This is a genomic window from Rhodanobacter caeni, assembly GCF_039523575.1.
Taxonomy (GTDB): domain Bacteria; phylum Pseudomonadota; class Gammaproteobacteria; order Xanthomonadales; family Rhodanobacteraceae; genus Rhodanobacter; species Rhodanobacter caeni.
The window spans coordinates 834,371-860,672 of record NZ_BAAAFO010000002.1; the positions used below are offsets into that span (position 1 = coordinate 834,371).

23 protein-coding genes are annotated in these 26,302 nt (G+C 68.4%); 15 read left to right on the top strand and 8 right to left on the bottom strand.

Annotated features, from left to right (window positions below; all coding sequences use genetic code 11):
- Positions 1–34: 34 nt before the first annotated feature.
- From ABD017_RS08140 to ABD017_RS08165, 6 genes are read left to right on the top strand one after another with little or no spacing between them, the layout of a single operon-like run.
- Complete coding sequence (locus ABD017_RS08140) at positions 35–1,030, top strand: AAA family ATPase (RefSeq protein ID WP_343881962.1); 996 nt, start codon at positions 35–37, stop codon at positions 1,028–1,030.
- Complete coding sequence (locus tag ABD017_RS08145) at positions 1,027–1,968, top strand: DUF58 domain-containing protein (RefSeq protein ID WP_343881963.1); 942 nt, start codon at positions 1,027–1,029, stop codon at positions 1,966–1,968. Before ABD017_RS08140 ends, ABD017_RS08145 begins: the two co-directional genes overlap by 4 nt.
- Positions 1,968–2,519, top strand: coding sequence for a DUF4381 domain-containing protein (locus ABD017_RS08150; protein WP_343881965.1), 552 nt, complete (start codon positions 1,968–1,970; stop codon positions 2,517–2,519). The genes ABD017_RS08145 and ABD017_RS08150 overlap by 1 nt, the downstream gene beginning before the upstream one ends.
- Positions 2,512–3,498 carry a VWA domain-containing protein gene (locus tag ABD017_RS08155; RefSeq protein WP_343881967.1) on the top strand — a complete coding sequence of 329 codons (987 nt, stop codon included), beginning with the start codon at positions 2,512–2,514 and terminating at the stop codon, positions 3,496–3,498. The genes ABD017_RS08150 and ABD017_RS08155 overlap by 8 nt, the downstream gene beginning before the upstream one ends.
- The gene (locus tag ABD017_RS08160) at positions 3,495–5,456 is read left to right on the top strand and encodes a tetratricopeptide repeat protein (RefSeq protein WP_343881969.1); all 1,962 of its coding nucleotides are present in this window, start codon (positions 3,495–3,497) and stop codon (positions 5,454–5,456) included. Before ABD017_RS08155 ends, ABD017_RS08160 begins: the two co-directional genes overlap by 4 nt.
- Positions 5,453–7,141 (top strand): BatD family protein, encoded by a 1,689-nt coding sequence (locus ABD017_RS08165; protein ID WP_343881971.1) that lies wholly within the window; start codon positions 5,453–5,455, stop codon positions 7,139–7,141. Before ABD017_RS08160 ends, ABD017_RS08165 begins: the two co-directional genes overlap by 4 nt.
- Here ABD017_RS08165 and ABD017_RS08170 read toward each other — a convergent pair.
- A complete protein-coding gene (locus ABD017_RS08170) occupies positions 7,128–7,649 on the bottom strand; it encodes an O-acetyl-ADP-ribose deacetylase (protein WP_343881973.1) in 522 nt (173 codons plus the stop codon). The genes ABD017_RS08165 and ABD017_RS08170 overlap by 14 nt on opposite strands.
- A 248-nt stretch (positions 7,650–7,897) precedes the next feature.
- On the opposite strand from ABD017_RS08170, the gene ABD017_RS08175 reads away from it, so the two are divergent.
- The 3 genes from ABD017_RS08175 (at position 7,898) to ABD017_RS08185 (ending at position 12,838) form a co-directional block, all read left to right on the top strand.
- On the top strand, positions 7,898–8,356 hold the full coding sequence (locus ABD017_RS08175; RefSeq protein ID WP_343881975.1) for a MarR family winged helix-turn-helix transcriptional regulator: 459 nt from the start codon (positions 7,898–7,900) through the stop codon (positions 8,354–8,356).
- A 207-nt stretch (positions 8,357–8,563) separates the two neighbouring features.
- Entirely contained in the window at positions 8,564–9,685 is a 1,122-nt protein-coding gene (locus ABD017_RS08180) for an efflux RND transporter periplasmic adaptor subunit (protein WP_343881977.1), read from the top strand.
- A 51-nt stretch (positions 9,686–9,736) separates the two neighbouring features.
- Positions 9,737–12,838 (top strand): efflux RND transporter permease subunit, encoded by a 3,102-nt coding sequence (locus ABD017_RS08185; protein ID WP_343881979.1) that lies wholly within the window; start codon positions 9,737–9,739, stop codon positions 12,836–12,838.
- A gap of 60 nt (positions 12,839–12,898) precedes the next feature.
- Here the strand turns inward: ABD017_RS08185 and ABD017_RS08190 are convergent, their stop codons facing one another.
- The 3 genes from ABD017_RS08190 to ABD017_RS08200 all read right to left on the bottom strand — a co-directional run bounded on the left by ABD017_RS08190 (position 12,899) and on the right by ABD017_RS08200 (position 15,690).
- A complete protein-coding gene (locus ABD017_RS08190; RefSeq protein ID WP_343881981.1) occupies positions 12,899–14,338 on the bottom strand; it encodes a M20/M25/M40 family metallo-hydrolase in 1,440 nt (479 codons plus the stop codon).
- 159 nt (positions 14,339–14,497) lie between these two features.
- The gene (gene mscL, locus ABD017_RS08195) at positions 14,498–14,908 is read right to left on the bottom strand and encodes a large-conductance mechanosensitive channel protein MscL (protein ID WP_343881983.1); all 411 of its coding nucleotides are present in this window, start codon (positions 14,906–14,908) and stop codon (positions 14,498–14,500) included.
- Between the two features lie 95 nt (positions 14,909–15,003).
- On the bottom strand, positions 15,004–15,690 hold the full coding sequence (locus ABD017_RS08200; protein ID WP_343881985.1) for a fumarylacetoacetate hydrolase family protein: 687 nt from the start codon (positions 15,688–15,690) through the stop codon (positions 15,004–15,006).
- Between the two features lie 145 nt (positions 15,691–15,835).
- Here ABD017_RS08200 and ABD017_RS08205 point away from each other — a divergent pair, with 145 nt between their 5' ends.
- The 4 genes from ABD017_RS08205 to ABD017_RS08220 all read left to right on the top strand — a co-directional run bounded on the left by ABD017_RS08205 (position 15,836) and on the right by ABD017_RS08220 (position 20,361).
- The gene (locus ABD017_RS08205) at positions 15,836–17,074 is read left to right on the top strand and encodes an efflux RND transporter periplasmic adaptor subunit (RefSeq protein WP_343881986.1); all 1,239 of its coding nucleotides are present in this window, start codon (positions 15,836–15,838) and stop codon (positions 17,072–17,074) included.
- Between the two features lie 91 nt (positions 17,075–17,165).
- Complete coding sequence (locus ABD017_RS08210; protein WP_343881988.1) at positions 17,166–17,852, top strand: ABC transporter ATP-binding protein; 687 nt, start codon at positions 17,166–17,168, stop codon at positions 17,850–17,852.
- 10 nt (positions 17,853–17,862) lie between these two features.
- A complete protein-coding gene (locus ABD017_RS08215; protein WP_343881990.1) occupies positions 17,863–19,026 on the top strand; it encodes an ABC transporter permease in 1,164 nt (387 codons plus the stop codon).
- Positions 19,027–19,038: 12 nt separating this feature from the next.
- Positions 19,039–20,361 (top strand): ABC transporter permease, encoded by a 1,323-nt coding sequence (locus tag ABD017_RS08220; protein WP_343881992.1) that lies wholly within the window; start codon positions 19,039–19,041, stop codon positions 20,359–20,361.
- A gap of 132 nt (positions 20,362–20,493) precedes the next feature.
- Here ABD017_RS08220 and ABD017_RS08225 read toward each other — a convergent pair whose 3' ends face one another.
- From ABD017_RS08225 to ABD017_RS08235, 3 genes are all read right to left on the bottom strand, one after another.
- Positions 20,494–21,882, bottom strand: coding sequence for a short-chain fatty acid transporter (locus ABD017_RS08225; protein WP_343882229.1), 1,389 nt, complete (start codon positions 21,880–21,882; stop codon positions 20,494–20,496).
- Positions 21,883–22,085: 203 nt separating this feature from the next.
- Positions 22,086–22,997: a drug/metabolite exporter YedA gene (gene yedA / locus ABD017_RS08230; RefSeq protein ID WP_343881994.1), complete on the bottom strand. Its 912-nt coding sequence runs from the start codon at positions 22,995–22,997 to the stop codon at positions 22,086–22,088.
- Positions 22,998–23,078: 81 nt separating this feature from the next.
- The gene (locus tag ABD017_RS08235) at positions 23,079–23,351 is read right to left on the bottom strand and encodes a hypothetical protein (RefSeq protein ID WP_343881996.1); all 273 of its coding nucleotides are present in this window, start codon (positions 23,349–23,351) and stop codon (positions 23,079–23,081) included.
- 78 nt (positions 23,352–23,429) lie between these two features.
- On the opposite strand from ABD017_RS08235, the gene ABD017_RS08240 reads away from it, so the two are divergent.
- The gene (locus ABD017_RS08240; protein ID WP_343881998.1) at positions 23,430–23,771 is read left to right on the top strand and encodes a Rieske (2Fe-2S) protein; all 342 of its coding nucleotides are present in this window, start codon (positions 23,430–23,432) and stop codon (positions 23,769–23,771) included.
- 6 nt (positions 23,772–23,777) lie between these two features.
- Here ABD017_RS08240 and ABD017_RS08245 read toward each other — a convergent pair whose 3' ends face one another.
- Positions 23,778–25,619 carry an SLC13 family permease gene (locus ABD017_RS08245; RefSeq protein WP_343882000.1) on the bottom strand — a complete coding sequence of 614 codons (1,842 nt, stop codon included), beginning with the start codon at positions 25,617–25,619 and terminating at the stop codon, positions 23,778–23,780.
- A gap of 309 nt (positions 25,620–25,928) precedes the next feature.
- On the opposite strand from ABD017_RS08245, the gene ABD017_RS08250 reads away from it, so the two are divergent.
- Entirely contained in the window at positions 25,929–26,276 is a 348-nt protein-coding gene (locus ABD017_RS08250) for an endonuclease domain-containing protein (protein WP_343882002.1), read from the top strand.
- Positions 26,277–26,302 lie beyond the last annotated feature (26 nt).

Here is a 26,302-nt window from a genome sequence, read left to right on the forward strand (position 1 = left end):
GCAGGCGTCCACGCCAGCAAAAACGGAATCGATGATGGATATGCCCGAAACGCCCGCCCTCAATCCCCTGCAGCAATCCTTTGCCCAACTTCGCGAGGAGCTGCAACGCTGCATCATCGGCCAGCCGCATCTGATCGACTGCCTGCTGGTCACCTTGCTGGCGGACGGGCATCTGCTGGTGGAGGGTGCGCCGGGCCTGGCCAAGACGACCGCGGTGAAGGCGCTGGCGTCGCGGATCGAGGCGGATTTCCACCGCGTGCAGTTCACGCCCGACCTGCTGCCGGCCGATCTCACCGGCACCGATGTTTTCCGGCCGCAAACGGGCAGCTTCGAATTCGAGCGCGGGCCGCTGTTTCACAACATCGTGCTGGCCGACGAGATCAATCGCGCGCCGGCCAAGGTGCAGTCGGCCCTGCTCGAAGCGATGGCCGAGCAGCAGATCACCGTAGGCCGCGCCACCTGGCACCTGCCGGACCTGTTCATGGTGATGGCCACGCAGAACCCGATCGAGCAGGAAGGCACCTTCGCGCTGCCCGAAGCGCAGCTTGACCGCTTCCTGATGCACGTCACCATCGGTTACCCGGATGCCGCGGCCGAGCTGGCCATCCTGAAGCTGGCGCGCGAACAGGCCAGCCGCCGCGCGCATCCCGTCGCCACGGCACCTGCGTTGCTTGGCCAGGCCGACGTGTTCGCCGCGCGCGATGCCGCCATGGCCGTGCACATGAGCCAGCCGCTGGAGGAGTACCTCACCCAACTGGTGCTGGCCACGCGCGATGCCGCGCGCTATGGCGCCGAGCTGAAGCGCTGGATCGCGTGGGGCGCCAGCCCGCGCGCCACCATCGCGCTGGATCGCTGCGCCCGTGCCCGCGCCTGGCTGGCCGGGCGCGACTACGTGTTGCCGGAGGACGTGCATGGCGTGGCCCACGAGGTATTGCGCCACCGCGTGTTGCTGAGCTACGAGGCCGAAGCCGAGGGCGTGCGTCCCGACCAGGTAATCGGCCGGCTGCTGGATCTCGTGCCGCTGCCGTGAACGCCGTCGCCGCCCCACACCCGGATGGCGACGGCCGCCGCAGCGTATCGCTGGCCGAGCTGATCGCGCTGCGCGCGCGGGTCGGCCGCGTGCGGATAGCGTCGATGCCCAGTCGCGCCACGCGCAGCGGCCAGCAGTCCAGCCGTCTATACGGCCGCGGCATGGATTACGCCGAATCGCGCGTTTACCAGGCCGGCGACGACGTGCGGAGGCTGGACTGGCGGCTTACCGCACGCAGCGGAAAACTGCATACCAAGCTGTTCCAGGAGGATCGCGAGGGTTGCCTGATGATTTTGCTGGACACCCATGCCAGCATGCGTTTCGGTACCCGCCGGCGCTTCAAGTCGGTGCAGGCCGCGCGGCTTGCGGCATGCGCCGCCTGGTACGCCGCCCGCGCGGGCGAGCGGGTCGGGGTGATGGCGTTTGGCCAGACCGACGCGCTGCTGCGGCCACGCCCCGGCGCCCGCGGTGCGCTGGCGGTATGCGGCGCGCTGGCCGACTGGGATGCGCAGGCCGAACGGCAACCGGCGCGCGCCGAATCCCTGTCCGATGCGCTGGTGCGCGCCGGCCGCCTGCTGCACGGGGCGAACCGGGTGTTGCTGATCAGCGATGGTTTCAGTTGCGATGCCGACGCGCGGGCACGATGGCTGTCCTTGCGCCAGCACGTCGGCACCGGCGTGCTGGTGGTGGCCGATGCACTGGAGCAATCGCTGCCGCCGCCGGGTCACTATCCGCTGGAGCATGCGGGCGAGCGCTACGAGGTGGTGCTGCAGGGCGAACGCCAGCGCCGCGACTTCCAGCAGGCGCTGGGCGCGGGCAGTGCGCGGCTGGGGCAACTGGCCCGGTCCACCGGCACGCGCTGGCAGGCTGTCGACACGCAGACCGATCCGCTGGTCGCGGTGTCCGCCGTGCTGGGTGCGGCGAAGGGGACGCGATGATGATCGCGATTGCTGCGCCCGTGTCGGCGGCATCGACGCAAGGCCCCGTGCTGCGCGATATCCACCTGCCGCCGGAACCTTCCTGGTGGCCGCCCGCGCCGGGATGGTGGGTGCTCGCCGCTTGCATCCTCGTCGGCGTGTCGCTGGCGGCTTGGGGCTGGCGTCGCTATCGGCGGACGCGGCGGCGTCGGCAACGCGTCCTGCAAGAACTGGAGCAGGTGGCGGCGCAGTACCGGCACGATGGCGACCCCGCCGCACTGGCCGGCGGCATCCAGCAGTTGCTGCGACGGGTGGCGCGCCAGCACGTGCCGCTGGCCGGGCGCCAACGCGGTGAGGCATGGCGGCAGACGCTGGCGCGGATACCGCTGGACGCCGCTGCGCTGGATGTCCTGGTGGCGCTGGATCGACACATCTATCAACCGGGCGCATTCGATCACACGGCGGCCCTGGATGCCGCGCGGCAGTGGTTGCGGCAGGCATTGCGCGACAGGAACTGGAAGCGGCGCAGGCGGGCCGTGGCCGATCCCGCGCTGGAGTCGAACCATGCTTGAGTTTGCCTGGCCGTGGGTCGCCGTGCTGCTGCCATTGCCGTGGCTGCTGCGCCGCCTGGTGCGCGCGGCGGCGCCGGCACAGGCGCTGCATCTGCCGCAGCCGGGCCTGCAGCTGTCGCGCGCCGCCGGGCAGCCCACGCGCGGGATCATGCCGTGGCTGCTGGCGCTGGCCTGGCTGTGCCTGCTGGCGGCCGCGGCGCGGCCGCAGTGGGTCGGTCCGCCCCAGGCGCAGCAGCGCAGCGGGCGCGCGTTGATGATGGCGGTGGACCTGTCCGGCAGCATGCAGACCGATGACATGGAACTGGCCGGCCACCGGGTCAGTCGCTTTGGCGCGGTGGAAGCGATCGCGGGCGATTTCATCAGCCGCCGCAGTGGCGACGAACTGGGTCTGATCCTGTTCGGCAGCCAGGCGTTTCTGGTGACGCCGCTGACCTACGACCTCGGCGCCGTGCGCGCGCAGTTGCAGGGCGCGGCGGTCGGGTTGGCCGGTACCGAGACGGCCATCGGTGATGCGATCGCGGTGGCGGTGAAACGCCTCGCCGCGCTGCCCGAGCCGGCGCGGGTGCTGGTGCTGCTTACCGACGGCGTCAACAACGCCGGCAGCATCGAACCGCGCGATGCGGCGCGCGCCGCCAAGGCCGCCGGCGTGCGCATCTACACCATCGGCATCGGCGCCACGCGGATGCGCGTGCCCGATTTCTTCGGCAGCCGGCTGGTGAATCCGTCGGCCGATCTGGATGCCCGCATGCTCACCGCGATCGCCAAGGAGACCGGCGGCCGCTTCTTTCGAGCTACCGACAGCGATGAGCTGGCCGACGCGTACCGGGCGATCGACGCGCTGGAACCGATGCCCCAGCACGGCCCCGCGCTGCGGCCACGCCACGAATGGTTCCGCTGGCCATTGGGCGCGGCGGTGATCCTGCTGTTGCTGGCGATGGCGTCGCGGCGAAGCGTGCGGCCGCTGGAGCCCGCCGCGTGAACCAGCTCGTGCAGCATTTTCATTTCCTGCAGCCGTGGTGGCTGACCGCGTTGCTGCTGCTGCCGCTGTGGTGGTGGCTGGGCGCGCGGCGCGGTTCGGCGCAGCGCGAACTGTCGCGCTTGGTCGATGCCGAACTGTTGCCGCATCTGTTGCAGGGGCGCGCCGGTTCGCCACGCCTGCCGTGGTGGCTGTTTGCCGCAGGCTGGACACTGGCGGTGCTGGCGATGGCCGGCCCGACCTGGAGCCAGGTGGAGCAACCGCTGTATGCCAAACGCGCGGCGCAGGTGGTGGCGATCTCGCTGTCCCAGCGCATGCTGGCGCACGACGTTGCCCCCAGCCGCATCGCGCGCGCGCGCTTCAAGGTGCATGACCTCCTGGCCAGCAATCGCGATGGCCTCAACGCACTGATCGGCTACGCCGGCGAGGCTTTCGTGGTGGCGCCGCTGACCACCGACGTCCACAGCCTGGACGACCTGCTGGACGCGATGGCGCCCGACACCATGCCGGTGGACGGCAATGATGCGGCGCGCGCCATCGAGCGCGCCATGGCCCTGATCAAGGGCGCCAAGGTGGCGAACGCGTCGCTGGTGCTCGTCACCGACCAGGCCGATGACGCTGCGCAGGCTGCCGCACGCGCCGCGCGCGCCGCCGGTGTGCGCGTCTCGGTACTCGGTGTCGGCACCACCCAGGGCGGGCCGGTACCGCTGGCCGATGGTTTCCTGCACGACGCCCAGGGTCATTTGCTGTTGGCCAAGCGCGACGACGGCGCGCTGGCCGCGCTGGCCGCCGCCGGCGGTGGCCGCTATCTGCCGATGAGCGCCGACGGCACCGACGTGGACGCCCTGCATGCCTTGCTGCGTACCGCGTCCGGCACCGTGCCGACGACCCAGAAGGGCGACCAATGGCAGGACCAGGGCGCGTGGCTGCTGTTGCCCCTGCTGCTGATCGCGGCGCTGGCGTTCCGCCGCGGCTGGCTGTTGCTGCTGCCGTTGGTCCTGCTGCCGTGCCTGCCCACCCCGGCGCAAGCCGGCACTTGGCAGGACTGGTGGCAGCGACCGGATCAGCAGGCGGCCCAGGCGCTGCGGCAAGGCCAGCCGAAACAGGCGCAGCAACTGGCCCGCGATCCGCAATGGCGCGGCGCTGCCGCCTACCGTGCGGGCGATTACGCCGCTGCGGCCAAGGCGCTGGAAAAAGCGCCGGGCAGCGACGCCGCCTACAACCTCGGCAACGCGCTGGCACGGCAAGGCCAGTATCCGCAGGCCATCGCCGCCTACGACAAGGCCCTGAAAATCGATCCGGCCAACGCCGACGCCTCGGCCAACCGCAAGGCGGTGGAAGACTGGTTGCGCCAGCAGAAGAAGCAACCGCCATCGGACAAATCCCAATCCGGGGCCGGCAAGAAGGATGACAAGAACGCGCCGTCCCGAAACCAGAACGGGCAAGGCGAGAACGGGCAGGACAAGAACAAGCAGGAAGGCTCGGATTCCTCGCAAGGTTCGGATGGAAAGCCGCCGCCGAAGTCGTCGGAAAAGGGTCAGGAAGACCAGCACAAATCGAAGCCGGGTGACGCAGAGTCAGCCGGGAAAGACAGCCGACGTCCCGATTCGGATCCGGACAAGTCCGGCCGGCAGGACAAGGCGCAGGACGCCGGCAACAACGCGCCGGACAAGCCGGCATCACCGCCATCGGCCGAACAGCAGGCACGCGCGGAACAGGCGCAGCAGGCGCTGAAACAGCAGATGGACGACGCGCTGGCCGGCTCGAAGAAGGAAGGCTCGCCGCGCACCCACCAGCTGGGCGCGGCGGGCGACGACGATGCCAGCGCGAAGTTGCCCGCCGATCTGCGCCAGGCGCTGCAGCGGGTGCCGGATGATCCGGGCGCCTTGCTGCGGCGGAAATTCGAACTGGAATATCAGCAGCGCCATGGCGGCGCATCGAACGAGGATGCCCAACCGTGAAACTCCGTCACCTGCTGGCCTTGCTGCCATGGCTGCTGATGCCTGCGCTGGTTCACGCCGCCAGCGTGCAGGCCACGCTGAATCGCAGCACCGTGCAACTGGGCGAGACGGTGACGCTCAACCTGCGCATCAACGATTACGATGGCAACCTGCCCGCGCCGGATCTTTCCGCGCTGAACCAGGACTTCAGCATCCTGGGCACGTCGCAGAACCGCAGCCTCAGCATCATCAACGGCCGCCGTACCTCGGAGCTGACCCTGGGCGTGGCATTGCGGCCGCGCCACACCGGCACGCTTGAGATTCCCGCGCTGACCCTGGCCGGCATGCAGACCACCCCGTTGCAGCTGCAGGTGGATCCACCCGATCCGAACGCGGCGCGTGCCGCGCAGGGCGACGTGTTCATGGAGGCGCAGGTCGAACCGGGCCAGGCCTATGTGGGCCAGCAGTTGAGCTACGTGGTGCGGCTGTATTACGCGGTCGATCTCACTGGCGGCTCGCTGGACACCCCGCAGATCGACGGCGTGCAGGTCAGCCGCATCGGTGACGACCTCAACTACGACGCCCAGCGCGGCGGTCGCGCCTACCATGTGCTGGAGCGCCGCTTTGCCCTGATCCCGCAGCGCGCCGGCCACATCGAGATTCCGCCGCTGGGCTTCCAGGGCGACATGGTCGACCCGCGCGATCCGAACAGTTTCTTCGGCGCCAGCACGCCGGTGAGCGCGAGCGCGCCGGGTGCCTCGGTCGAGGTGAAGGCCGCGCCGGCGGACTGGGGCAAGAGTGCCTGGCTGCCGGCGCGCGACTTGCGCCTGACCCTCAGCGGCTGGCCCGACAGCGCCGACCAGGTGCGGGTGGGACAGCCGCTGAACCTGCGCATGAAACTGCAGGCCACCGGCATCCCCTTCGAAGCCTTGCCTGAGCTGAGCCTGCCGCCGATCGACGGCGCCACGGTGTATCCGGACAAACCGGTAACGGGCACCGACAACGACGGCCGCTGGTTGAAGGGCCATCGCGAACAGGCGTTTGCCGTGGTGCCCACCCGCGCCGGCACCCTGACCTTGCCCGCCACCACGCTGAAGTGGTGGAACGTGCAGACCAACACGGAGGAAGTGGCGCGCATCCCCGCGCACAGCGTGACCGTGCTGCCGGCGACGGGCGCGGCAAGCGCCGCTGCCATGCCGCCAGCGGCATCCGCGGCCGCTCCGGCAGCGGTATCGCCGCCCGTCCCCGCCGCCGCCGGCGCCGCGCCGTGGTGGCGCTGGCTGGCGCTGGCCAGCATCGGCCTGTGGTTGCTGAGCGCGCTGGGCTGGTTGCTGTGGCGCTGGCGTCGGCGCCGTGCGTCGACGGCGGTGCCGAGCGCGGTGGCAGCGGACAGCACGCGGCAGCTGCGGCTGGCTTTTCTGGCGGCCGCCCGCGGCAGCGACAGCGCGGCGCAGGTGCGCAGCCTGCTGGCCTGGGCGCGTGCCGAGCGGCCTTCGCTGCGAAACCTGGGCGACCTTGCCGCGGCGCTGGCCGACGAGGCCCAGCGCCGCGCGATCGAGCATCTGCAGCAACGCCACTATGCCGGCGTGGCATCGGGCGAGGACGACCTCGCGGCCGTGTTCAAGCGCGGCTTCGTCTGGCGCGCGTCAGGCGCGGCGCCGGGCGACCAGGATCTGCCGCCGCTGTATCCGTTCAATCTTCACTGAGCGCCTGGCGCAGGATCGCGCCCATGCTTTCGCTGAAGGCGCACAGCTGCACCTCGATGGCCGGGTCGTCGGCCAGTTCCGCGCGCACGCTGGCCACGGCGATGCGCGCGGCGGGCTCGGCGGGGTAGCCGTAGACGCCGCAGCTGATCGCCGGAAACGCGATCGTGCGCAACCGATGCGCGCGCAGCAGCTGCAGCGCGTGGCGATAGCAGCTGGCCAGCAGGTCCGGCTCGCCGTGGCTGCCGCCGTGCCACACGGGCCCCACGGTGTGGATCACATGCTGTGCGGGCAGGTCGAAGCCCGGCGTGATGCGCGCCTCGCCGGTGGGGCAGCGCACGCCGGGCGATGGTTGCGGCAGCGCGCGGCAGGCCGCCAGCAATCGCGGCCCGGCCGCGCGGTGGATGGCGCCGTCCACCCCGCCGCCGCCGAGCAGGCTGGGCTGGGCCGCGTTAACGATGGCGTCGACGCCCAGGCGGGTGATGTCGGCGGTGATGACGTGGATGGGCATGGGCACCCCGAGGAGCGTGGGCGGTAGAAACCAAGTGAGCGAGGCAAAGCGGTTTTGCGTCAGTTTTTTCGATCATTTGAGACGAATAGCCGTAGCTATTCAACGAAAAGGAGCGGAAAAAATGGCCAAAACCACGAAGCCGCAGCCACTTGTGTTTCTGCCGCCCACGCTCCGAGGCTTGGTTTGGCCGATGGCCCCGACGTATGCTGCCAGCGAGGTACGTGTCGGGTGAAGAAGGGCGGTAGATCATGGCAAAAACGGAAGACGTCTCCTTCGGCTATCTGCTCAGCGACGTGACCTTGCTGTTCCGCAAGCATTTCGACCGGCGCGCGGTGGCGTTCGGGCTGACCCGGGCGCAGTGGCGCGCCACCAAGATGCTGTACCACCGCGAGGGTCTGCGGCAGACCGAGCTGGCCGAATACCTGGAGATGGAGCCGATCGCCGTGGGCCGCGTGATCGATCGCCTGCAGGCGGCCGGTTTCGTCGAGCGTCGCCCCGATCCCAAGGATCGCCGCGCCTGGCGGCTTTACATCACCGAGCAGGCGCGCGACGTCATCGGCGGCATGGAGCTGATCGCGCGCGGCCTGCGCAAGGATGCCACCCGCGGCATCGACCACGCCGAGCTGGAGCAGGCGCTGGCAGTGATCGGCCGCATCAAGGACAACCTGCTGGCGCTGGAACAGGCCGACGACAGCAGCGGCAGCTGAGCGCGGTCGCCAGCGGGGCCAGTGCCACCAGTCCCCGTCCGGCCGCGGCGGATCGGCGACATAATCGGGAGCCGTGCGAGTCGGCTGTCAACCGTTGCACGGGATTGGCGTTGTATTTCCGTTGCCCGCGCTCCCCGCCGTGGCGGCCATCGTCACCCTGCCATCCCCGCCGCATCGCGCGGCGTGCCGATCGAGAATCCGCCGCGCATGTCCTGGAAAAAAGCCGTCCTTCTTGCTGCCGTTCTGCTGGTGCTGGCGTTGGCGCTGCATTTCGGGACATCGACCGGCAAGCATGACGACGCAAAAGCGGCGGGGCAGGCCGCTGCGCCGGTACCGGTGGAAGTGGCCAGCACCAGGCGCGGCGACATCGAGCTTTCGTTGCAGCTGGTGGGCCGGGTGGAGGCGTGGTCCACGGTGACCGTGCGCGCGCGGGTGTCGGGCCAGCTGGAGTCGCTGGCGTTCACGCCGGGCACGCATGTGCGCAAGGGCAGCGTGCTGGCGCAGATCGATCCGCGATTGCTGCAGGCGCAGCTGGACCAGGCGCGCGGCAACGTGGCGCGCGACCGCGCGCAACTGCAGAAGGCACAGGCCGACCAGAAGCGCTATGCCGACATGCTCGGCAAGGGCTTCGTCTCCCGCGCCGACTATGACCTGTACCAGGCCAACCTGGCCGTGGCCAAGGCCACGCTGCAGAGCGACCAGGCCGCGCAGGAGCTGGCGCGGACCCAGCTCGACTACGCGCGCATCGAGGCGCCGTTCGACGGCGTCACCGGCGCGCCGCTGGTGTATCCCGGTGCGCAGATCAGCGCCGACAGCACCGACATCGTGGTGCTCAACCAGATCGAACCGGTGCGCGTGGCGTTCAATATCCCCGAGGACACGCTGCCGGCCGTGCGCGATGCGCGTTCGCGCGGCGACGTGCCGGTGCAGGTAACGGTGTCCGGCGACCACGGCGCGCCGCTGGCCGGCACGCTCGAGTTCATCGACAACGCGGTGGACGCCAGCACCGGCACCATCGTGCTGAAGGCGCGCTTCGACAACGCCGACCACCGCCTCACCCCCGGTCAGTTCGTGCAGGTGAGCCTGCCTACCACGCGGCTCACCAACGTGGTCAGCGTGCCGGTGCATGCCTTGCAGAGTTCCACCAGCGGCAGCTTCGTGTTCGTGCTGGGCGCCGATGGAAAAGTGCAGCAGCGCCCGGTCACCGCCGGCCCCACCAGTGCGGGACGCACCGTGATCGACAAGGGCCTGCAGGGTGGCGAGAAGGTGGTGACCGAGGGACAGATGCTGCTGGTCGATGGAGCGCGCGCGCATGCCGTCACGCGCTGATCGCCGTATGGACGTCCATCCGTCGGGCACCGCGCGCGCCGGGGCGGTGCGATGAACATCCCCCAGCTCTGCATCCGCCGCCCGGTGATGACCACGCTGCTGATGACGGCGCTGCTGGTGTTCGGCATCGTGGCGTATCCGCGCTTGCCGGTGAACGAACTGCCGAACGTGGATTTTCCCACCATCAGTATCAGCGCCAAGCTGCCGGGCGCGTCGCCGGAGACGATGGCCTCGGCGGTGGCCACGCCGCTGGAAGGCAAGCTCTCCACCATCGCCGGCATCAGCTCGATGAGCTCCACCAGCGCGCTGGGTTCCACCTCGATCACGCTGACCTTCGAGCTTGACCGCAACATCGACGCCGCCGCGCAGGACGTGCAGTCGGCCATTTCCTCGGCGCTGCGCCAGCTGCCGAGGGAGATGACCACGCCACCCACCTTCCGCAAGGTCAACCCGGCCGACGCGGCGATCCTGTACCTGGCGATGAGCTCCTCGACGATGCCGCTGACCCAGGTCGACGAATACGCCGAGACCGAATTGGCGCAGCAGTTGTCGATGGTCGACGGCGTGGCGCAGGTGAACGTGTACGGCTCGCAGAAATACGCCGTGCGCATCAGCGTGAATCCGGACCGGCTGGCCGCCGCCGGCATCGGTATCGACCAGGTGCAGGACGCGATCGCCGACGCCAACGTCAACCAGTCCACCGGCTCGCTGTACGGCGCGCGCCAGCAGTTGCCGATCCGCAGCGACGGCCAGTTGCAGCGCGCGGCGGCGTACAACGACGTGGTGGTGGCGTACCGCAACGGTGCGCCGGTGCATGTGCGCGACATCGGCGTGGCCCGCGACAGCGTGCAGGACGACCAGAAATCCAGCTCGTACAACGGCACCCGCGCGATCGTGCTGGCGATCCAGCGCCAGCCCGGCGCCAACACCGTGGCCACGGTGGATCGCATAAAAGCCGTGCTGCCCAGCTTCCGCGCCGGCCTGCCGCCATCGGTGAAACTGGACACGCTTTACGATCGCTCGCAGTCCATCCGCGCCTCGGTGGACGATGTGCAGTTCACCTTGCTGCTGGCCGGCGTGCTGGTGGTGTTCGTGATCTACCTGTTCCTGGGCAGCCTGTCGGCCACGCTGATTCCGGCGGTGGCGCTGCCGATCTCGGTGCTGGGCACGTTCGGCGTGATGTACGCGCTGGGCTACAGCCTGGACAACCTTTCGCTGCTGGCGCTGACCCTGGCGGTGGGTTTCGTGGTGGACGACGCGATCGTCATGCTGGAAAACATCGTGCGCCACATGGAAGCGGGCGTGCCACCGTACGAGGCGTCACTGCGCGGCGCCAGCGAGATCGGCTTCACCATCTTCTCGATGACGCTGTCGCTGATCGCCGTGTTCATCCCGGTGATGTTCATGGGCGGCATCGTGGGCCGGCTTTTCCATGAGTTCGCGGTGGTGATCAGCGTGGCGATCCTGATCTCCGGCATCGTGGCGATCACGCTGACGCCGATGCTGTGCAGCCGCTTCATCAAGGCGCACGACCACACCAGGAAGAACTGGCTGATCGGTGGCTTCGACCGCGGCTTCGGCGCGGTCACGCGCGGCTACATGGACAGCCTGCGCTGGTGCATGGATCGCCCGCGCATCGTGCTGGGCGCGTTCGGCTTGAGCCTGCTGGCCACCGCGCTACTGTTCTACGTGGCGCCGAAGGATTTCATCCCGGCCGGCGACAACGGCCAGCTGCACGTCAACACCGAGGGCCCGGAGGACATCTCCTTCGAGGGCATGGGCGCGCGCCAGCAGCAGCTGGTGGACATCGTGGCGGCCGACCCGAACATCGCCGGCTACATGTCCAGCATCGGCGCCGGCGGCTCGCGCAGCACGGTCAACAACGGCTCGATCCTGCTGATGCTGAAACCGCCCAGCGAGCGCAAGCTCAGCCCGGAGCAGATCATCCAGGAGCTGCGCCCGAAGCTGGCCGCGGTGCCCGGCATCCGCGCGTACATCCAGAACACGCCGGCAATCCGCATCGGCGGGCGCCAGTCCAAGTCGCAATACCAGTACACGCTGCAGTCGATCGACATGCCGGCGCTGTACGAGTGGAGCGGCAAGGTCACGCGCGCGTTTGCCGCGCTGCCCGGCTTCGAGGATGTCACCAACGACCTTGACCTCAACAGCCCCTCGATCGTGGTGAACGTGGACCGCAGCAAGCTGGCGCCGCTGGGGCTCACCATGGCGCAGGTGCAGACCGCGCTGGGCATCGGCTTCGGCGAAAACCAGATCTCCACCATCTACGGCTCGGCCACGCAGTACTGGGTGATCCTGCAGGTGGATCGCCAGCTGCAGAACGATCCGTCGGTGTTGTCGCGGCTGTACGTCACCTCCAGCAGCGGTGCGCTGGTGCCGCTGGGCGCCGTGGCCAGTTTCAGGCGCGAGCCGCAGGCGCTGACCGTCAACCACCAGGGCCAGCTGCCCGCCGTCACGGTGTCGTTCAACCTGGCGCCGGGCTACAGCTTGAGCGATGCGGTGGCCAGCATCGACGGCGCGATGCAGAAGATGGGCCTGCCGGCCACCATCAGCGGCAGCGTGCAGGGCACGGCGCAGGCATTCCAGCAATCCATGCAGGGCATGGGCATGCTGTTGCTGCTGGCGGTGTTCGTGATCTACCTGGTGCTGGGCATCCTGTACGAGAGCTTCATCCACCCGCTGACCATCCTGTCCGGCCTGCCCGCGGCGGCGGTCGGCGCGCTGCTGACGCTGGCGATCTTCCGTGCCTCGCTGGACCTGTTCGCCTTCGTGGGCATCGTGATGCTGATCGGCATCGTCAAGAAGAACGCGATCATGCTGATCGACTTCGCGCTGGAGCGGCAGCGCGAGGAAGGCATGGTGCCAGCGCAGGCGATCTTCGAGGCCTGCCGCGTGCGCTTCCGACCGATCATGATGACCTCGATGGCCGCGATGGCCGGCACCTTGCCGATCGCGCTGGGCATCGGCGCCGGTGCGGAAGTGCGCCGCTCGCTGGGCCTGGCGGTGGTCGGCGGGCTGGTCTTCTCGCAGGTGCTGACGCTGTACCTGACGCCGGTGATCTACATCTACATGGATCAGCTGCAGAAGCGCTTCCCGGCGCCGGGACGCACCGATACCGCCGCGTTGGCGGATTGATGCGGCGCCGGCCGTGCCGGGGCTGAAGGGGTTTGCGATCCCGGAGTGCGGCTGAAGTCGTCAGTCGTCGGCGCCGTCCTTGGCGAACGCGCCGGGCGCCGAGCCGAAGTCCCCATCCGCCTGCGCGGCCATGTACGAGAACGCGGCGTACACGGCCACGTTCTGCGCCAGTTCCTGCGGATCGATCTTGTCCAGCGTGTCGTTGGCGGTGTGGTGCCAGTCGAAATACTTTGTGCCGTCCTGGGTCAGCGACAGTGCGGCCATGCCCCTGGCGTGCATTTGCGACAGGTCCGACCCGCCGCCACCGGGACGCCGGGTGTCATAGGCCACGCCCAGCGGCGCCAGGACAGCGGCGATCTGCTCGATGGCGGCGCGCGCGTCGGGCTTGACGCTGGCGCTCATGCGCCAGATCGGGCCGGCGCCGAAATCCGAATCCGTGCCCAGCTGGAATTGGTTGACCTCGCCGGCATGTTTTTCGGCATAGGCGCGGCTGCCCCACAGGCCCATTTCCTCGTTGGCGAACGCGATCACGCGGATGGTGCGGTCGGGGCGCTGCGGCAGGTCGCCGATCAGCTTGCCGGCCGCCATCGCGATGGCCACGCCGGCGCCGTCGTCGATCGCGCCGGTGCCCAGGTCCCACGAATCCAGGTGCCCGCCAATGGCCACCACCTGGTCGGGATGCTTGCCGCCGGTGATCTCGCCGATCACGTTGGCGCCGGTGTAGTTGCCGTCGAAGCCGCAATCCAGATCCAGCTTCACCGTCACCGGCTGGTCATAGGCCAGCGCGCGCTCCAGCTGGTCGGCGTCGGGGTTGGAAAGGGCGGCGGCGGGGATCGACTTCGCGGCCCGGTCGCGAAAACCGGTGACGCCGGTGTGGGCAATGCGCTCGTGCGCATCGGTGCCGGCCGAGCGCAGCAGGTAGCCGGCGGCGCCCTTGGCGGCGGCAATCACCGGACCGGCGGTACGCACGGCCGAGCCCATGCCGTAGCCGTGGCCGTCCTTCGCGCGCTGCATGCGGTAGCCGACGTAGACGATGCGGCCTTTCACGCTGGCCGGGTCGGCCGCCTTCAGCGCATCCAGGCTGTCGAACTTCACCACCTGCGCGCTGAGCCCGCCCTCGGGCGTGCCCGGCGAATAACCCAGCGCGGTCACCACCAGCGGCTGCGGAAACGGCGCCACGATGGCGGCATGCTCACTGCGGCGTACCCACTTCGGATAGCTCACCGCTTCGGTATAGACCTTGTCGTAACCGAGCGCCCTGAACTTGGCGACCGCCCAGTCGCGGGCGCGCTGGTCGGCTTCGCTGCCCGCCATGCGCGCACCGACCTCGGTAGTCAGCGAGGCGACGATGCGGTAGCCGGTGTCGTCATGCAGCGCCTGGTCGCGCAGCTGTTTGGCCGTCTTTACGGCTGAGGCCGGAATCGTGGTAGTGGCCGCGCTGGCGATACCGCTGGCCAGTAGCGCGCTGGCGGCGAACAGGGTGAAGGGAAGACGGCGCATCGGGGCACTCCGCGGAGGAAACCCCGATTATGGCGTGATGATCCATCGGCGCTTAGGCCAGAAGTCATTGTGGGAGCGGCTTCGGCGGCGATGCTTCGGCCGTGCGGCTTCAGGCAAAAGCATCGCGACTGAAGTCGCTCCTGCGGGAGGCAGATGAGCTTACTGGCGGTTTTTCAGCAGATCGCGGATCTCGGTCAGCAGAACCACGTCGGCCGGTGGCGCGGCGGGGGCCTCTTCCTGCTTGCGGCTGAGCCGGTTGATGCCCTTGACCACCAGGAAAATCACGAACGCGATGATCAGGAACTGCACCACCGTATTGATGAACGCGCCGTACTGGATGGCCACCTCGGCCACCTTGTGCGTGGGGTCGCTGTCGTCCGCGGGCTTGATCACCCATTTCAGTCGCGAGAAATCCACGCCGCCGGTGATCCAGCCGATCGGCGGCATGATGATCTGATCCACCAGCGAGGTGACGATCTTGCCGAACGCCCCGCCGATCACCACGCCGACCGCCAGGTCGATGACGTTGCCGCGCATGGCGAAGGTCTTGAATTCGCTAAGCATGCTCATGCTGCATGTACTCCTGTGTGGTGTCGGATGGCCCGACGACTTTACCGCCTGGCCGCGCGTACGGACAGGGAGTGCGCGGCGCCGGGCGGGTGAGGTCAGACGATCCGGCCGTCCAGTTCGGCCACGCCCGCCAGTTCGGCGTGAAAGCGGTCGCCGCGCTGCAGCGCGGCCACGCCGGCCGGCGTGCCGGTGAAGATCAGGTCGCCGGCCTTCAGCTCGAACAGCCGCGACAGCGCGGCGATGATCTGCGGCACGCCGTGCAGCATGTGCTCCAGCGTGGTCTGCTGGCGCGGCTCGCCGTTGACCTCCAGCCGCAGCACGGTGTCCGCGCCTGGCGTGACTTCGGCGGCGGGGCGCAGGGCGGATACCGGGGCGGAATGGTCGAACGCCTTGGCTACGTCCCAGGGATGGCCTTTTTCCTTGGCCCGCGCCTGCAGGTCGCGGCGGGTCAGGTCCAGCCCGACGCCGTAGCCGAAGACCAGTGCTGTCGCCTTGCCGGCCTCGATGTCGATACCGCCACCGGCCAGCGCCACCACCATCTCGACTTCGTGGTGCAGCGACGCCGTCGCCGAGGGGTACGGCACGTCGGCGCCATCGCTGACCACGGCGTCGGCCGGCTTGCAGAAAAACATCGGCTGTTCCAGGTCGGGCACCGAGCCCATTTCCGCGGCATGATCGGCATAATTGCGGCCGATGCAGAATACGCGGCGGACGGCAAAACGCTGGTCGCTGCCGATGACGGGCAGGCTGGGAAGGGCGGGCGGATCGATGATGTAGCTCATCGGCCAAGCGTAGCAAACCACGGTGGGGCGTGGCCCGGGTGACAGCTGTCATCGACGATGGCTGATGCCGCACCCTGACCGCACCACGCGCGATCGATCAATCTTGCATGCATTGCACACCGGGCAAACCGGTCGGGGAGTGAGGGTGGACAACGCCGAGCTGTTGAAGGAATTGCGCATCGACCGCAACCAGCGCGAGGCGCACGACAGCGGCCCGGGCCGCTGGCCGTGGATTGCCGGCGGCGTGCTGGTGCTGCTGGCCGTGCTTGGCGCCGGCGCCTGGCTGTGGCTGAGCCATCGCCCGCTGCCGGTGAAAACCGCCACCGCCGTGGCGCCCGCCGCCGCGGGAGAATCCGGTGCGGTATTGCAGGCCACCGGTTACGTCACCGCGCGGCGCCAGGCCACCGTGTCGGCGCAGATCACCGGCACGCTCACCGCGGTGCTGATCGAGGAAGGCGATCGCGTCACCGAGGGCCAGGTGCTGGCGCGGCTGGACGATAGCGGCTACAAGGCCACGCTGGCCGCGGTGAAGGCGCAGGCCGATGCGGCGCATGCGCTGGTGCGGCAATACCAGTCGCAGCTGGATCAGGCCCAGCACGACGCGAAGCGCCAGCAGCAGCTGGTCGCGCGCGGGCTGGTGTCGCGGCAGAGCGCCGAGCAGGCGCAGACCCAGGTCGACGCGCTGCGCGCCCAGCTCGCCGCGCAGCGCCAGCAGGCACATGCCGCCGATGCCCAGGCGGTGGTGGCGAAGGTGAATTTCGACTACACCGTGGTGCGCGCGCCGTTCAGCGGCGTGGTCACCACCAAGGACGCGCAGGTGGGCGAGATCATCTCGCCGCTGTCCGCCGGCGGCGGCTTCACCCGCACCGGCGTGGGCACCATCGTGGACATGGATTCGCTGGAAATCGACGTCGACGTCAACGAGGCATACATCGGCCGCGTCAAGCCCGGCATGCCGGCCGAGGCGGTGCTGGATGCCTACCCGGACTGGAAGATCCCCGCCCACGTGGTCGCCATCGTGCCCACCGCCGACCGTGGCAAGGCCACCATCAAGGTGCGCGTGGCGCTGGAGCAGAAGGATGCGCGCGTAGTGCCGGACATGGGCGCGCGGGTGTCGTTCCTGGAAGAGAAGGCGAAAACCGGCGCCGCGCCGCCGCAGGGCGTGCTGGTGCCGGCCACCGCGATCGTGCAGCGCGACGGCCACAGCGTGGTGTTCGTGCTCGACGGCGACCGGGTGCATCAGCGCACGGTAATGCCGGCCGCGCAGACCTACGGCGACCTGCGCCTGCTGCCGGCCGCGGTGAGCGCGGGCGAGAGCGTGGTGGTGTCGCCGCCGCCGGCATTGAAAGATGGTTCGGACGTCCAAACGCAGAAGAGCCCGTAGGAGCGCACGCTGTGCGCGACGGATTGCGGGCCAGAAAGCATCGCGCACAGGGTGCGCTCCTACACACATTCGACATCTACTGGAGAACGCCATGGCCACGCTGATCGACATCCAGAACCTCGCCAAGAGCTACACCCGCGGCAAGCAGAAGGTCGAAGTGCTGCACCACGTCAACCTGGCCATCGCCGAAGGCGACTTCCTGGCGCTGATGGGCCCGTCCGGCTCGGGCAAGACGACCTTGCTCAACCTGATCGGCGGCCTCGATACGCCCAGTGCCGGCAGCATCAGCGTGGGTGGCCAGCGCATCGACCAGCTCGGTGGCGGCGCGCTGGCGAAATGGCGTGCGTCCAATGTCGGTTTCATCTTCCAGTTCTACAACCTGATGCCGATGCTGTCGGCGCAGCGCAACGTGGAATTGCCGCTGCTGCTGACCAAACTGTCGGCGGCGCAGCGCAAGAAGAATGCGGCGATCGCGCTGCAATTGGTGGGCCTGGCCGACCGCGCCAGCCACAAGCCCAGTGAACTGTCGGGCGGCCAGCAGCAGCGCGTGGCGATCGCCCGTGCGATCGTTTCGGACCCGGCCCTCCTGGTCTGCGACGAACCGACCGGCGACCTTGATCGCCAGTCCGCCGAGGATGTGCTGGGCCTGCTGCAACAGCTCAACCGCGATCACGGCAAGACCATCGTGATGGTCACGCACGATCCCAAGGCCGCGGAGTACGCCAGCCATACGCTGCACCTGGACAAGGGCACGCTCGTCGAATCGGCCACGGCGTGAGGAGGCGGCCATGAAATACCTCCATCTGATCTGGGCCGCGCTGTTCCGGCGCAAGACCCGCACCATCCTCACCCTGGTATCGATCGTCGCCGCGTTCCTGCTGTTTGGCATGCTCGACGCGGTGCGTACCGCGTTCGATTCCGGCAGCCAGGGCATCGTGGGCGTGGACCGGCTGGTCACCTCGTCGCGCTACTCGATCATCCAGCCCCTGCCCGAATCGCTGGGGGCGCGCATCGCCGTGATTCCCGGCGTGCGCGACGTGGGCCACGCCAACTGGTTCGGCGGCATCTACCAGGACCCGAAGAACTTCGTCTTCAGCTACGCGGTGAGCCCGAACTACCTCGACCTGTATCCGGAAATCCACCTGTCGGCCGAGCAGCGCAAGGCCTTCGACGGCAACCGCACTGGCGCGGTGATCGGCGACAAGCTGGCGCAGAAATACGGCTGGAAGGTGGGCGACAAGATTCCGCTGCAGTCGACCATCTTCCCGCTGAAGAACGGCTCCAAGACCTGGACCTTCGACATCGAGGGCATCTTCACCGTGGACAAGGACGCGGCCAACGGCCTGGACCAATTGTTCCTGCTGCACTGGAAATATTTCGACGAGGCCAACGCGTTCGGCAACGGCACGGTCGGCTGGTATGTCGACCGGCTCACCGACCCGGCGCTGGGCGACCGGGTGGCGCATGCGATCGATGCGCTGTCGGCCAACTCCGACCATGAAACCAAGACCCAGACCGAGCAGGCCTTCAGCGCCTCGTTCGCCAAGCAGCTGGGCGACATCGGCCTGATCGTGGGCTCGATCATGGGCGCGGTGTTCTTCACCCTGATCCTCTTGACCGCCAACACCATGGCGCAGGCGGTGCGCGAGCGCACCTCGGAACTGGCGGTGCTGAAGACGATCGGCTTCTCCAGCCGCAGCGTGCTGGCGCTGGTGCTGGCCGAATCGGTGCTGCTGCTCCTGATCGGCGGCGTGATCGGGCTGGGCCTGGCCGCCGTGCTGGCGCCAGCCATCGGCAAGGGCAGCGGCGGCATGATCAACCTGCCGCCGGTGGGCGCGGGCAGCTGGGCGATGGGCGTGGGCCTGATGGTGCTGATCGGCCTGGTGGTGGGCGCGTTGCCGGCGTGGCGGGCGATGCGCTTGAACATCGTCGATGCACTGGCTGGCCGCTGAGGAGAATCGGATATGCGCACATTCAAATCCTTCCTGCGCGGCCTGGGCCTGGTCGCCATCGTGATCGCCGGCCTGTTGGTCTGGTCGCGCCTGCCGTGGACCGCCGTGCTGGCGCTGCTGGTGGTGCTGGCGCTGTGGCTGGTGCTGACCCGGCGCGGGCGGCAAACGCTCTCGATCACCGGCGTGGGCATCAGCAGCTTGCGCCAGCGCATCGGTGCCTCGCTGGTGGTCGTGGTCGGCATCGCCGGCGTGGTCGGCGTGCTGGTGGCGATGCTGGCGATGGGCGAGGGCTTCCAGAGCACCCTGCAGCAGACCGGCTCGGACGACACCGCGATCGTGCTGCGCGGTGGCTCCAATGCCGAGCTGAACTCCGTGCTCGACCGCGACAGCATCAACGCCATCATCCAGGCGCCGGGCGTGGCGCGCAGCGCCGACGGCAAGCCGGTGGCCTCTGCCGAACAGTCGGTGGTTGCCAACCTGCCCAAGCGCAACGACCCCAGCGTGGACGCGAACGTGCCGATCCGCGGTGTGGACGACGAAGCCTGGACCTTGCGGCCGAACGTGAAGATCGTGCAGGGCCGCCGCTTCAAGCCCGGCCTGCGCGAGCTGGTGGTGGGCCAGGGCGCGATGCGCCAGTTCGCCGGGCTGGACGTGGGCAGCCGGCTGCGCCTGGCCGGGCAGGAGTGGTCCATCGTGGGCGAGTTCGCGTCGGGTGATTCGCACGACTCGGAGCTGTGGGGCGACGCGCAGACGGTGGCCTCGGCCTATCGCCGCGGCAGCAGCGCGCAATCGGTGACCGTGCGGCTGACCTCGCCGCAGGCGTTCGACACGTTCAAGGCCGCGCTGTCCAGCGACCCGCGCCTGAAGATCGACGTCAGTACCACCCGCGAGTACTTCAGCAAGCAGTCCGAGAGCCTGACCAAGGTGATCCGCATCGTCGGCATCACGGTGGGCGTGATCATGGCGATCGGCGCGATCTTCGGTGCACTCAACACCATGTTCGCCGCCATCGCCTCGCGCGCCCGCGAGATCGCCACGCTGCGCGCGATCGGTTTTCGCGGCCTGCCGGTGGTGGTTTCGGTGCTGATGGAAACCATGCTGCTGGCATTGCTCGGCGGCGTGCTGGGCGGCTTGATCAGCTGGCTGATCTTCAACGGCTATACCGCCTCCACGCTGGGCGCCAACTTCAGCCAGGTGGTGTTCCAGTTCAAGGTTTCGCCGGAACTGCTGTGGCTGGGCATCAAGTGGGCGATGGCGATCGGCTTCGTCGGCGGCCTGTTCCCCGCCGTGCGCGCGGCGCGGCTGCCGGTGACCACGGCCCTGCGCGAGCTGTAGAAGGCAGAAGTGAGTGGAGAGGAGTGAGAAGTGAGAGAAGGCGCACGCCGATCGCGGCGCTCGCTCTCTCTCACTTCTCACTTCTCACTTCTCACTTCTCACTTCTCACTTCTCTTCCCTCACTCCTCGCTCTTACGGCATCACCGGCGGCACGTAGTCCAGCGTCATCCCCAGCAGCCACAGCATGCCCAGCACCAGCGGCACGTGCACCACCAGTTGCACGAAGGTGTAGCCGACCACGTCGCGGGCCTTCAGTCCCAGCACGCCGAGCAGGGGCAGCATCCAGAACGGGTTGATCAGGTTGGGCAGCGCCTCGGCCGCGTTGTACACCTGCACCGCCCAGCCCAGGTGCACGTGCAGGTCGTTCGCCGCCTGCATCACGTACGGCGCCTCGACCAGCCACTTGCCGCCGCCGGAAGGCACGAAGAAACCCAGGATTGCCGAGTACGCGCCCATCACCGCGGGGAAGCTTTCCTGGCCGGCGATGTGCACGAACAGGTTCGACAGTCGGTGCGCCAGTGTCGCGCCATCGGCGCCGGGCACGTGGGTGAGCAGGGCGGCGATACCGCCGTACAGTGGGAACTGGATCAGCACGCCGGCGGTACTCGGCACGGCACGATGCACCGCGTCGAGGAAGCTGCGCGGGCGCCAGTGCAGCAGGATGCCCAGGGTGAGGAACAGGAAGTTGTAGGTGTTGAGATTGGCGATCGCGGTCACGGCCGGCTTGGTGGCGAACTCGTGGCCCAGCCAGCCCAGCCCCAGCAGACCGATCGCCAGCGCCAGCAGCGGGCTGTATTCCAGCCACTCGCCCGGGCGCGTGCGCGGCGGCAACGCGGGGGTGGAGCTTTCGCCGATGTCGAAGTCTTTCGCGGTGCGCGCGTTCGCATCCGACGGCGCGGTGAACCAGCACACCAGCAGCGAAACCACGATCAGCACCGCGGTCAGCACGATCGACTGCCACAGGAAGATGGTCTGGCTGAAGGGCAGCACGCCGGTGATCGCCAGCAGCCCCGGCGGCATGCTGGCCGGGTTAGCCTGCAACTGCGCCGCCGACGACGACAGCCCCATCGCCCAGATCGCGCCCAGGCCGAGATACGCCGCCGCGCCGGCCGCGCGGTAATCCATGTGCAATGCGTCGCGCCGCGCCAGCGCGCGCACCAGCAGGCCACCGAACACCAGTGAAAAGCCCCAGCTCAGCAGCGAGGCCAGCATGCTGACCAGGGCGATGTAGACGATCGCGCCGCGCCCGCTGCGCGGCGCCCGCGCCAGCACGTCGATGAAACGCGCCACCACCGGTGCGGTGGCCAGCACGTAACCGCCGATCACCACGAACGCCATCTGCATGGTGAACGGGATCAGGCTCCAGAAGCCGCTGCCGAATGCGTTGACGGTGGCCGTTGGCGTGGCGCCGAAGGCAAACGCGGCCAGTGCCACCACGACCACGCCCAGTGCGGCGAACACCCAGGCGTCGGGAAACCAGCGTTCCGCCCATGCGGCGCTGCGCAGGGCCGCGCGCGCCATCCAGCGGTCTTGCCGTGTGTTCATGCTGCGCACCCCCGCTTTAATGAAACAGCGCCAGCGCCGCCAACGGCGGCGTTCCGTTTGCCCCTCCCCCTGCTTGCAGGGGGAGGTTGGGAGGGGGTAGCGCTTTTGACGTGAAGATCAAAAGCACCCCTCCCCAACCCTCCCCTGCTTTGCAGGGGAGGGAGCAAGTAGCAGCGAGGCTAACGCTTCTGCTTGGCCAGCGTGATCGCCCCCACGCCGACCAGGATGATCGCCATGCCCACCAGGTCATACGGCCCCACGTGTTCGCCGGCCAGCAGCACGCCGAACAGCACCGCCACCGGCGGGTTCACGTAGGCGTAGCTTGTGGCCAGGGCGGGGCGCGCGTGCTTCAGCACATACAGGTAGGCGCTGAACGCGATGATCGACCCGAACACCGCCAGGTAGGCCAGCGCCAGCGTGGCGTGCAGGGTGGGGTGCGCGGGCAGATGTTCGCCGGCGGCATAGCCAACCAGCAGCAAGGCGACGCTGGCGCAGAGCATCTGCGCGGCGGTGTTCATCGGCCCTGGCGGCATGTCGCGGCCACGGCTCCAGACCGAGCCGAAGGCCCAGCAGGCGGCCGCCACCAGCAGAGCCAGCGCGCCCACCGGCGAGCCGGACAGGCTGCTGCCCAGGTTCAGCACGATCACGCCGGCGAAGCCGATCGCCAGGCCCAGGCTTTCGCGGCGATGGGGCCATTGGCCGTACATCCCGGAGAACAGCGCCGCGAACAGCGGCATGCTGGCCACCGACACGGCAGCGATGCCCGAGCTGACCCGCTCCTCGGCAAAGCACACCAATCCGTTGCCCATGCCCAGCAGCAACAGGCCGGTGAACGCCGCGTTGCGCCATTGCGGGAATGTGGGTGCGGCCATGCCGCGCAACCGCAGGAAGCCGTACATGGCCACGCCGGCGCACAGGAAACGCATGCCGGCAAGCAGGAACGGCGGGTAGCTTTCCAGCGCGAAGCGGATGCCGAGATAGGTCGATCCCCAGATCACGAACAGCGCGAACAGCGCCAGCGGAATCAGCAAACGGGGATCGGCCAGGGAGCGCGGCGCTCCAGCCGCCGCGCAGGTCGAAAGGTCGGACATGGTGGGGTGGGATATCCGGAGACGGCGCTGGATTATCCGCCTCTTGCCACCCTTTTTGCGCGTCTACGCGCTGGCCAGCGCTCAGTGAGCCATCGGCCGGTGGTGGTGCAGCACCACGAATTCGCCTTCCAGCACTTCCGGCTGGCGTGCGCGCGGGGCCGCGGCAGGCGCCAGCTTGCGGCCGTTCGTCCAGTACCGCCATGCCAGCAGCACCACGCCGCCCACCATCAGCACCCCGGCCACCACCAACCCGAACACCAGCAACACACCGACCAGCGCCATGCCCAGCAACAGCGACAAGGCACGGGCCAACGGATGGCGGGAGCGACGCATGGAGGGGAGTGAAAAGTGCATGTGTTAAAAATCCGTGTGGTAAAATCAATGACTTGCGAGCGCAACCATGGGGCCAACCGGCCTCCGAGGCAAGTGCCGATGGACACAATCACCACCGTTTCGCCGCTGTGCCGGCTGATGGATATTCCCGACGGCGGCGCGACAGCGGTCGATGCGCCGCTGGCCGATGGCGGGCAAAGCCTGATCCTGCTGCGCGATGGCGCGCAGGTTCGCGGTTATCGCAATGTGTGCCCCCATGCCGGCCGCCGTCTCGACTACGCGCCGGGGAAATTCCTGCTCAAGGACGACACCCTGATCTGCGCCGTGCACGGCGCCAGCTTCCTGCGCCAGGCCGGCGTGTGCGTGGCCGGCCCCTGTCGCGGCGAAAGCCTGCGCGCGGTGCCGTTGCGGGTGGAGGGCGACCAGGTCTGGCTGGCCTGAGCCCGATCAGCGGAAGACCAAGTTGATCGCCACGATGGTCACCGTGAGCACCAGCGCCGTCAGCGGCAGGCCCACGCGCAGGAAATCCTTGCTGCGATAGCCACCCGGACCGGTCACCATCATCAGCGCCGGATGGCCCGAGCTCAGCAGGAAGGTGTTGGACGAGGACACCGCCACGATCAACGCATACGCCGACGGGTTGCCGCCGGTGGCCACCGCCACGCTGATCGCGATCGGCACCATCATCACGGTGGCGCCCACGTTCGACATCACCTGCGAAAACAGCAGCGTCAGTACGCCCAGCACGACCTGCAGCACGTACGGCGAGGCGCCGCCCAGGTAATGCAGCACCTGCTGCGCCAGCCACGCGGCGGTGCCGGTGGAATCCATCGACCAGCCCAGCGGGATCAGGCAGGCGGTGACGAAGATCGTCTTCCAGTTGATCGCCTTGTACGCCTCGTCCATGTTCAGCACGCCCGACAGCAGCATCGCGATGGCGCCGGTCATCATCGCCACCGACAGGTCGAGGTTGGTGAACAGGGCCAGGCACTTGGCCATCACGAAGAAACCGACCGCCTGCCAGATCTTGCCGGGGCGCTGCTCCTGCTTGGGGATGTCGGTGACGACGACCAGGTCCTTGTCCTCGGCCGCCAGCGACAGGTCGCGCCAGTTGCTGTGCAGCACCACGGTGTCGCCGGCGCGCAGCGAGACCGCGCGCACATCGTCGCGAAACACCTGGTCGCCGCGGTTCACCGCCAGCACCGAAATGCCGTAGCGCTTGCGCAGCCGCAGCTCGCCAATGGTCTGCTTGATGAAACGCGACACCGGCGGAATCACCACCTCGGAAATGCCCGCGCGGGTCGGGTTGAACAGCTCGCCCAATTGGCGCATGCGTGGCGACAGCCGGCACAGCTGGTTGTTGGCGAACTGGCTGAGCTGCTCGCGCGGGCCCAGCACGCCCAGCACCGAGCCCACCCAGATCACGTGATCGGCCGGTGGCGCCATGCGCGCCTCATTGCCGCTCTTGATCGCCAGGATCAGCGGCGCCTCGTGCAGTTGTTCGGCCTCGCCGATGCTCATGCCCACCAGCGGGCTTTCCGCGGTGACGGTGAGCTCGGCCGTCTCGCCGCCGATGCCGTAGGTTTCGGCGAAATAGCTCTCGGTGCGACCGGGCGTCACCTTCAGCCGTTCGTCCTCGTGCCCGGGCAGCAGCTTGCGGCCGAAGAAATAGAAATAGCCCACGCCCACGAAAGCCAATGCCAGGCCAATCGGGGTGACGCTGAACAGGCCGAATTTCGGGATCGTGTGGGCGCCCGGCGGCAAGTTGGCGTTGGCGCTGGCGATCAGGTCGTTCAGCACGATCAGCGGCGAGTTGGCGATCAGCGTGGTGTTGGTGGCGGTGAGGATGCAGAACGCCATCGGCAGCAACAGCCGCGACAACGGCACGCCGGTGCGCGCCGACAACCGGCTGCTGACCGGGATCATGATCGCCGCCAGCGCCTGGCTGGGGATCACCGCGCTGAACAGGCTGGCCACCAGGTTGATCACCACGCCCAGACGCGACTCCGCCCCGCGCGCCATGCGCATCACGAAGTTGGCAGTGAGGTTGAGCACGCCGGCGCGGTCCAGCCCCTCGCCCATGATCATGATCGCGATGATCGCGATCACCGCGTTGCCGGCGAAGCCGTTGAACACGCGATCGGCAGGAATCAGCCCGGTCAGCCCGATCACCACCACCACCAGCAGCGCCACCATGTCGGCGCGGATCCACTCCAGCACCAGCATGATCATGGTGAAGCCCACCAGGCCCAGCACCAGGATCATGTCGGGGGTGAGCGACAGACCCATCAGCGTGCGTCCCGCGTTGGCGTTGCGCGCAAGTGGCTAGGCGATGGCAGTGGAAGCTTCACGCTGCGACGATTCGTCCCTGGATGGATCGCGTGAGTATAAGCGGCGCGGAGCGGTTGCTGGTGAACTGGAGGGCAAGAGCGCCCCCTCCCCAACCCTCCCCTGCTGCGCAGGGGAAGGAGCAAAGCGCAGCGCCCCTCACGATCCGAGCGATGAGGGAGTACGCGGCTCTGCTCCTCCCCCTGCTTGCAGGGGGAGGTTGGGAGGGGGTTACGCTTTTCCGCACGACAAACAGCGAAAGGATTCGCCATGCAGCGCCAATGGACCCGCGCCCGCCAACTGCGCAACGGCAGCACCGACGCCGAGCGCCGTCTGTGGCACTTCCTGCGTCGCCGTCAATTGGCTGGCCACAAGTTCCGCCGGCAGTATCCGCTGGCCGGCTACATCGTGGATTTCGTGTGTGTGCCGGCGCGGTTGGTGATCGAGCTGGATGGCGGACAACATTTGGACGCCATCGAATACGACGAACGGCGCAGTGCGGCTTTGCAACGCGAAGGCTATCGCGTGCTGCGGTTCTGGAACGACGATGTGCTGTTGCGCACGGAGGATGTGGTGAGGGAGATTTTTCGGGTGTTGGAGGAAAAGTCAAAAGCTTGACCCCCTCCCAACCTCCCCCTGCAAGC

What these genes read in the sequence shown, in the direction of transcription:
- ABD017_RS08140 (WP_343881962.1), top strand. Translation starts at nt 35, where the DNA reads ATGGATATGCCCGAAACGCCCGCCCTCAATCCCCTGCAGCAATCCTTT.
- ABD017_RS08150 (WP_343881965.1), top strand. Translation starts at nt 1,968, where the DNA reads ATGATCGCGATTGCTGCGCCCGTGTCGGCGGCATCGACGCAAGGCCCC.
- ABD017_RS08155 (WP_343881967.1), top strand. Translation starts at nt 2,512, where the DNA reads ATGCTTGAGTTTGCCTGGCCGTGGGTCGCCGTGCTGCTGCCATTGCCG.
- ABD017_RS08170 (WP_343881973.1), bottom strand. Translation starts at nt 7,649, where the DNA reads ATGCCCATCCACGTCATCACCGCCGACATCACCCGCCTGGGCGTCGAC.
- ABD017_RS08175 (WP_343881975.1), top strand. Translation starts at nt 7,898, where the DNA reads ATGGCAAAAACGGAAGACGTCTCCTTCGGCTATCTGCTCAGCGACGTG.
- ABD017_RS08180 (WP_343881977.1), top strand. Translation starts at nt 8,564, where the DNA reads ATGTCCTGGAAAAAAGCCGTCCTTCTTGCTGCCGTTCTGCTGGTGCTG.
- ABD017_RS08185 (WP_343881979.1), top strand. Translation starts at nt 9,737, where the DNA reads ATGAACATCCCCCAGCTCTGCATCCGCCGCCCGGTGATGACCACGCTG.
- ABD017_RS08190 (WP_343881981.1), bottom strand. Translation starts at nt 14,338, where the DNA reads ATGCGCCGTCTTCCCTTCACCCTGTTCGCCGCCAGCGCGCTACTGGCC.
- mscL (WP_343881983.1), bottom strand. Translation starts at nt 14,908, where the DNA reads ATGAGCATGCTTAGCGAATTCAAGACCTTCGCCATGCGCGGCAACGTC.
- ABD017_RS08200 (WP_343881985.1), bottom strand. Translation starts at nt 15,690, where the DNA reads ATGAGCTACATCATCGATCCGCCCGCCCTTCCCAGCCTGCCCGTCATC.
- ABD017_RS08210 (WP_343881988.1), top strand. Translation starts at nt 17,166, where the DNA reads ATGGCCACGCTGATCGACATCCAGAACCTCGCCAAGAGCTACACCCGC.
- ABD017_RS08215 (WP_343881990.1), top strand. Translation starts at nt 17,863, where the DNA reads ATGAAATACCTCCATCTGATCTGGGCCGCGCTGTTCCGGCGCAAGACC.
- ABD017_RS08220 (WP_343881992.1), top strand. Translation starts at nt 19,039, where the DNA reads ATGCGCACATTCAAATCCTTCCTGCGCGGCCTGGGCCTGGTCGCCATC.
- ABD017_RS08225 (WP_343882229.1), bottom strand. Translation starts at nt 21,882, where the DNA reads ATGGCGCGCGCGGCCCTGCGCAGCGCCGCATGGGCGGAACGCTGGTTT.
- yedA (WP_343881994.1), bottom strand. Translation starts at nt 22,997, where the DNA reads ATGTCCGACCTTTCGACCTGCGCGGCGGCTGGAGCGCCGCGCTCCCTG.
- ABD017_RS08235 (WP_343881996.1), bottom strand. Translation starts at nt 23,351, where the DNA reads ATGCACTTTTCACTCCCCTCCATGCGTCGCTCCCGCCATCCGTTGGCC.
- ABD017_RS08240 (WP_343881998.1), top strand. Translation starts at nt 23,430, where the DNA reads ATGGACACAATCACCACCGTTTCGCCGCTGTGCCGGCTGATGGATATT.
- ABD017_RS08245 (WP_343882000.1), bottom strand. Translation starts at nt 25,619, where the DNA reads ATGGGTCTGTCGCTCACCCCCGACATGATCCTGGTGCTGGGCCTGGTG.
- ABD017_RS08250 (WP_343882002.1), top strand. Translation starts at nt 25,929, where the DNA reads ATGCAGCGCCAATGGACCCGCGCCCGCCAACTGCGCAACGGCAGCACC.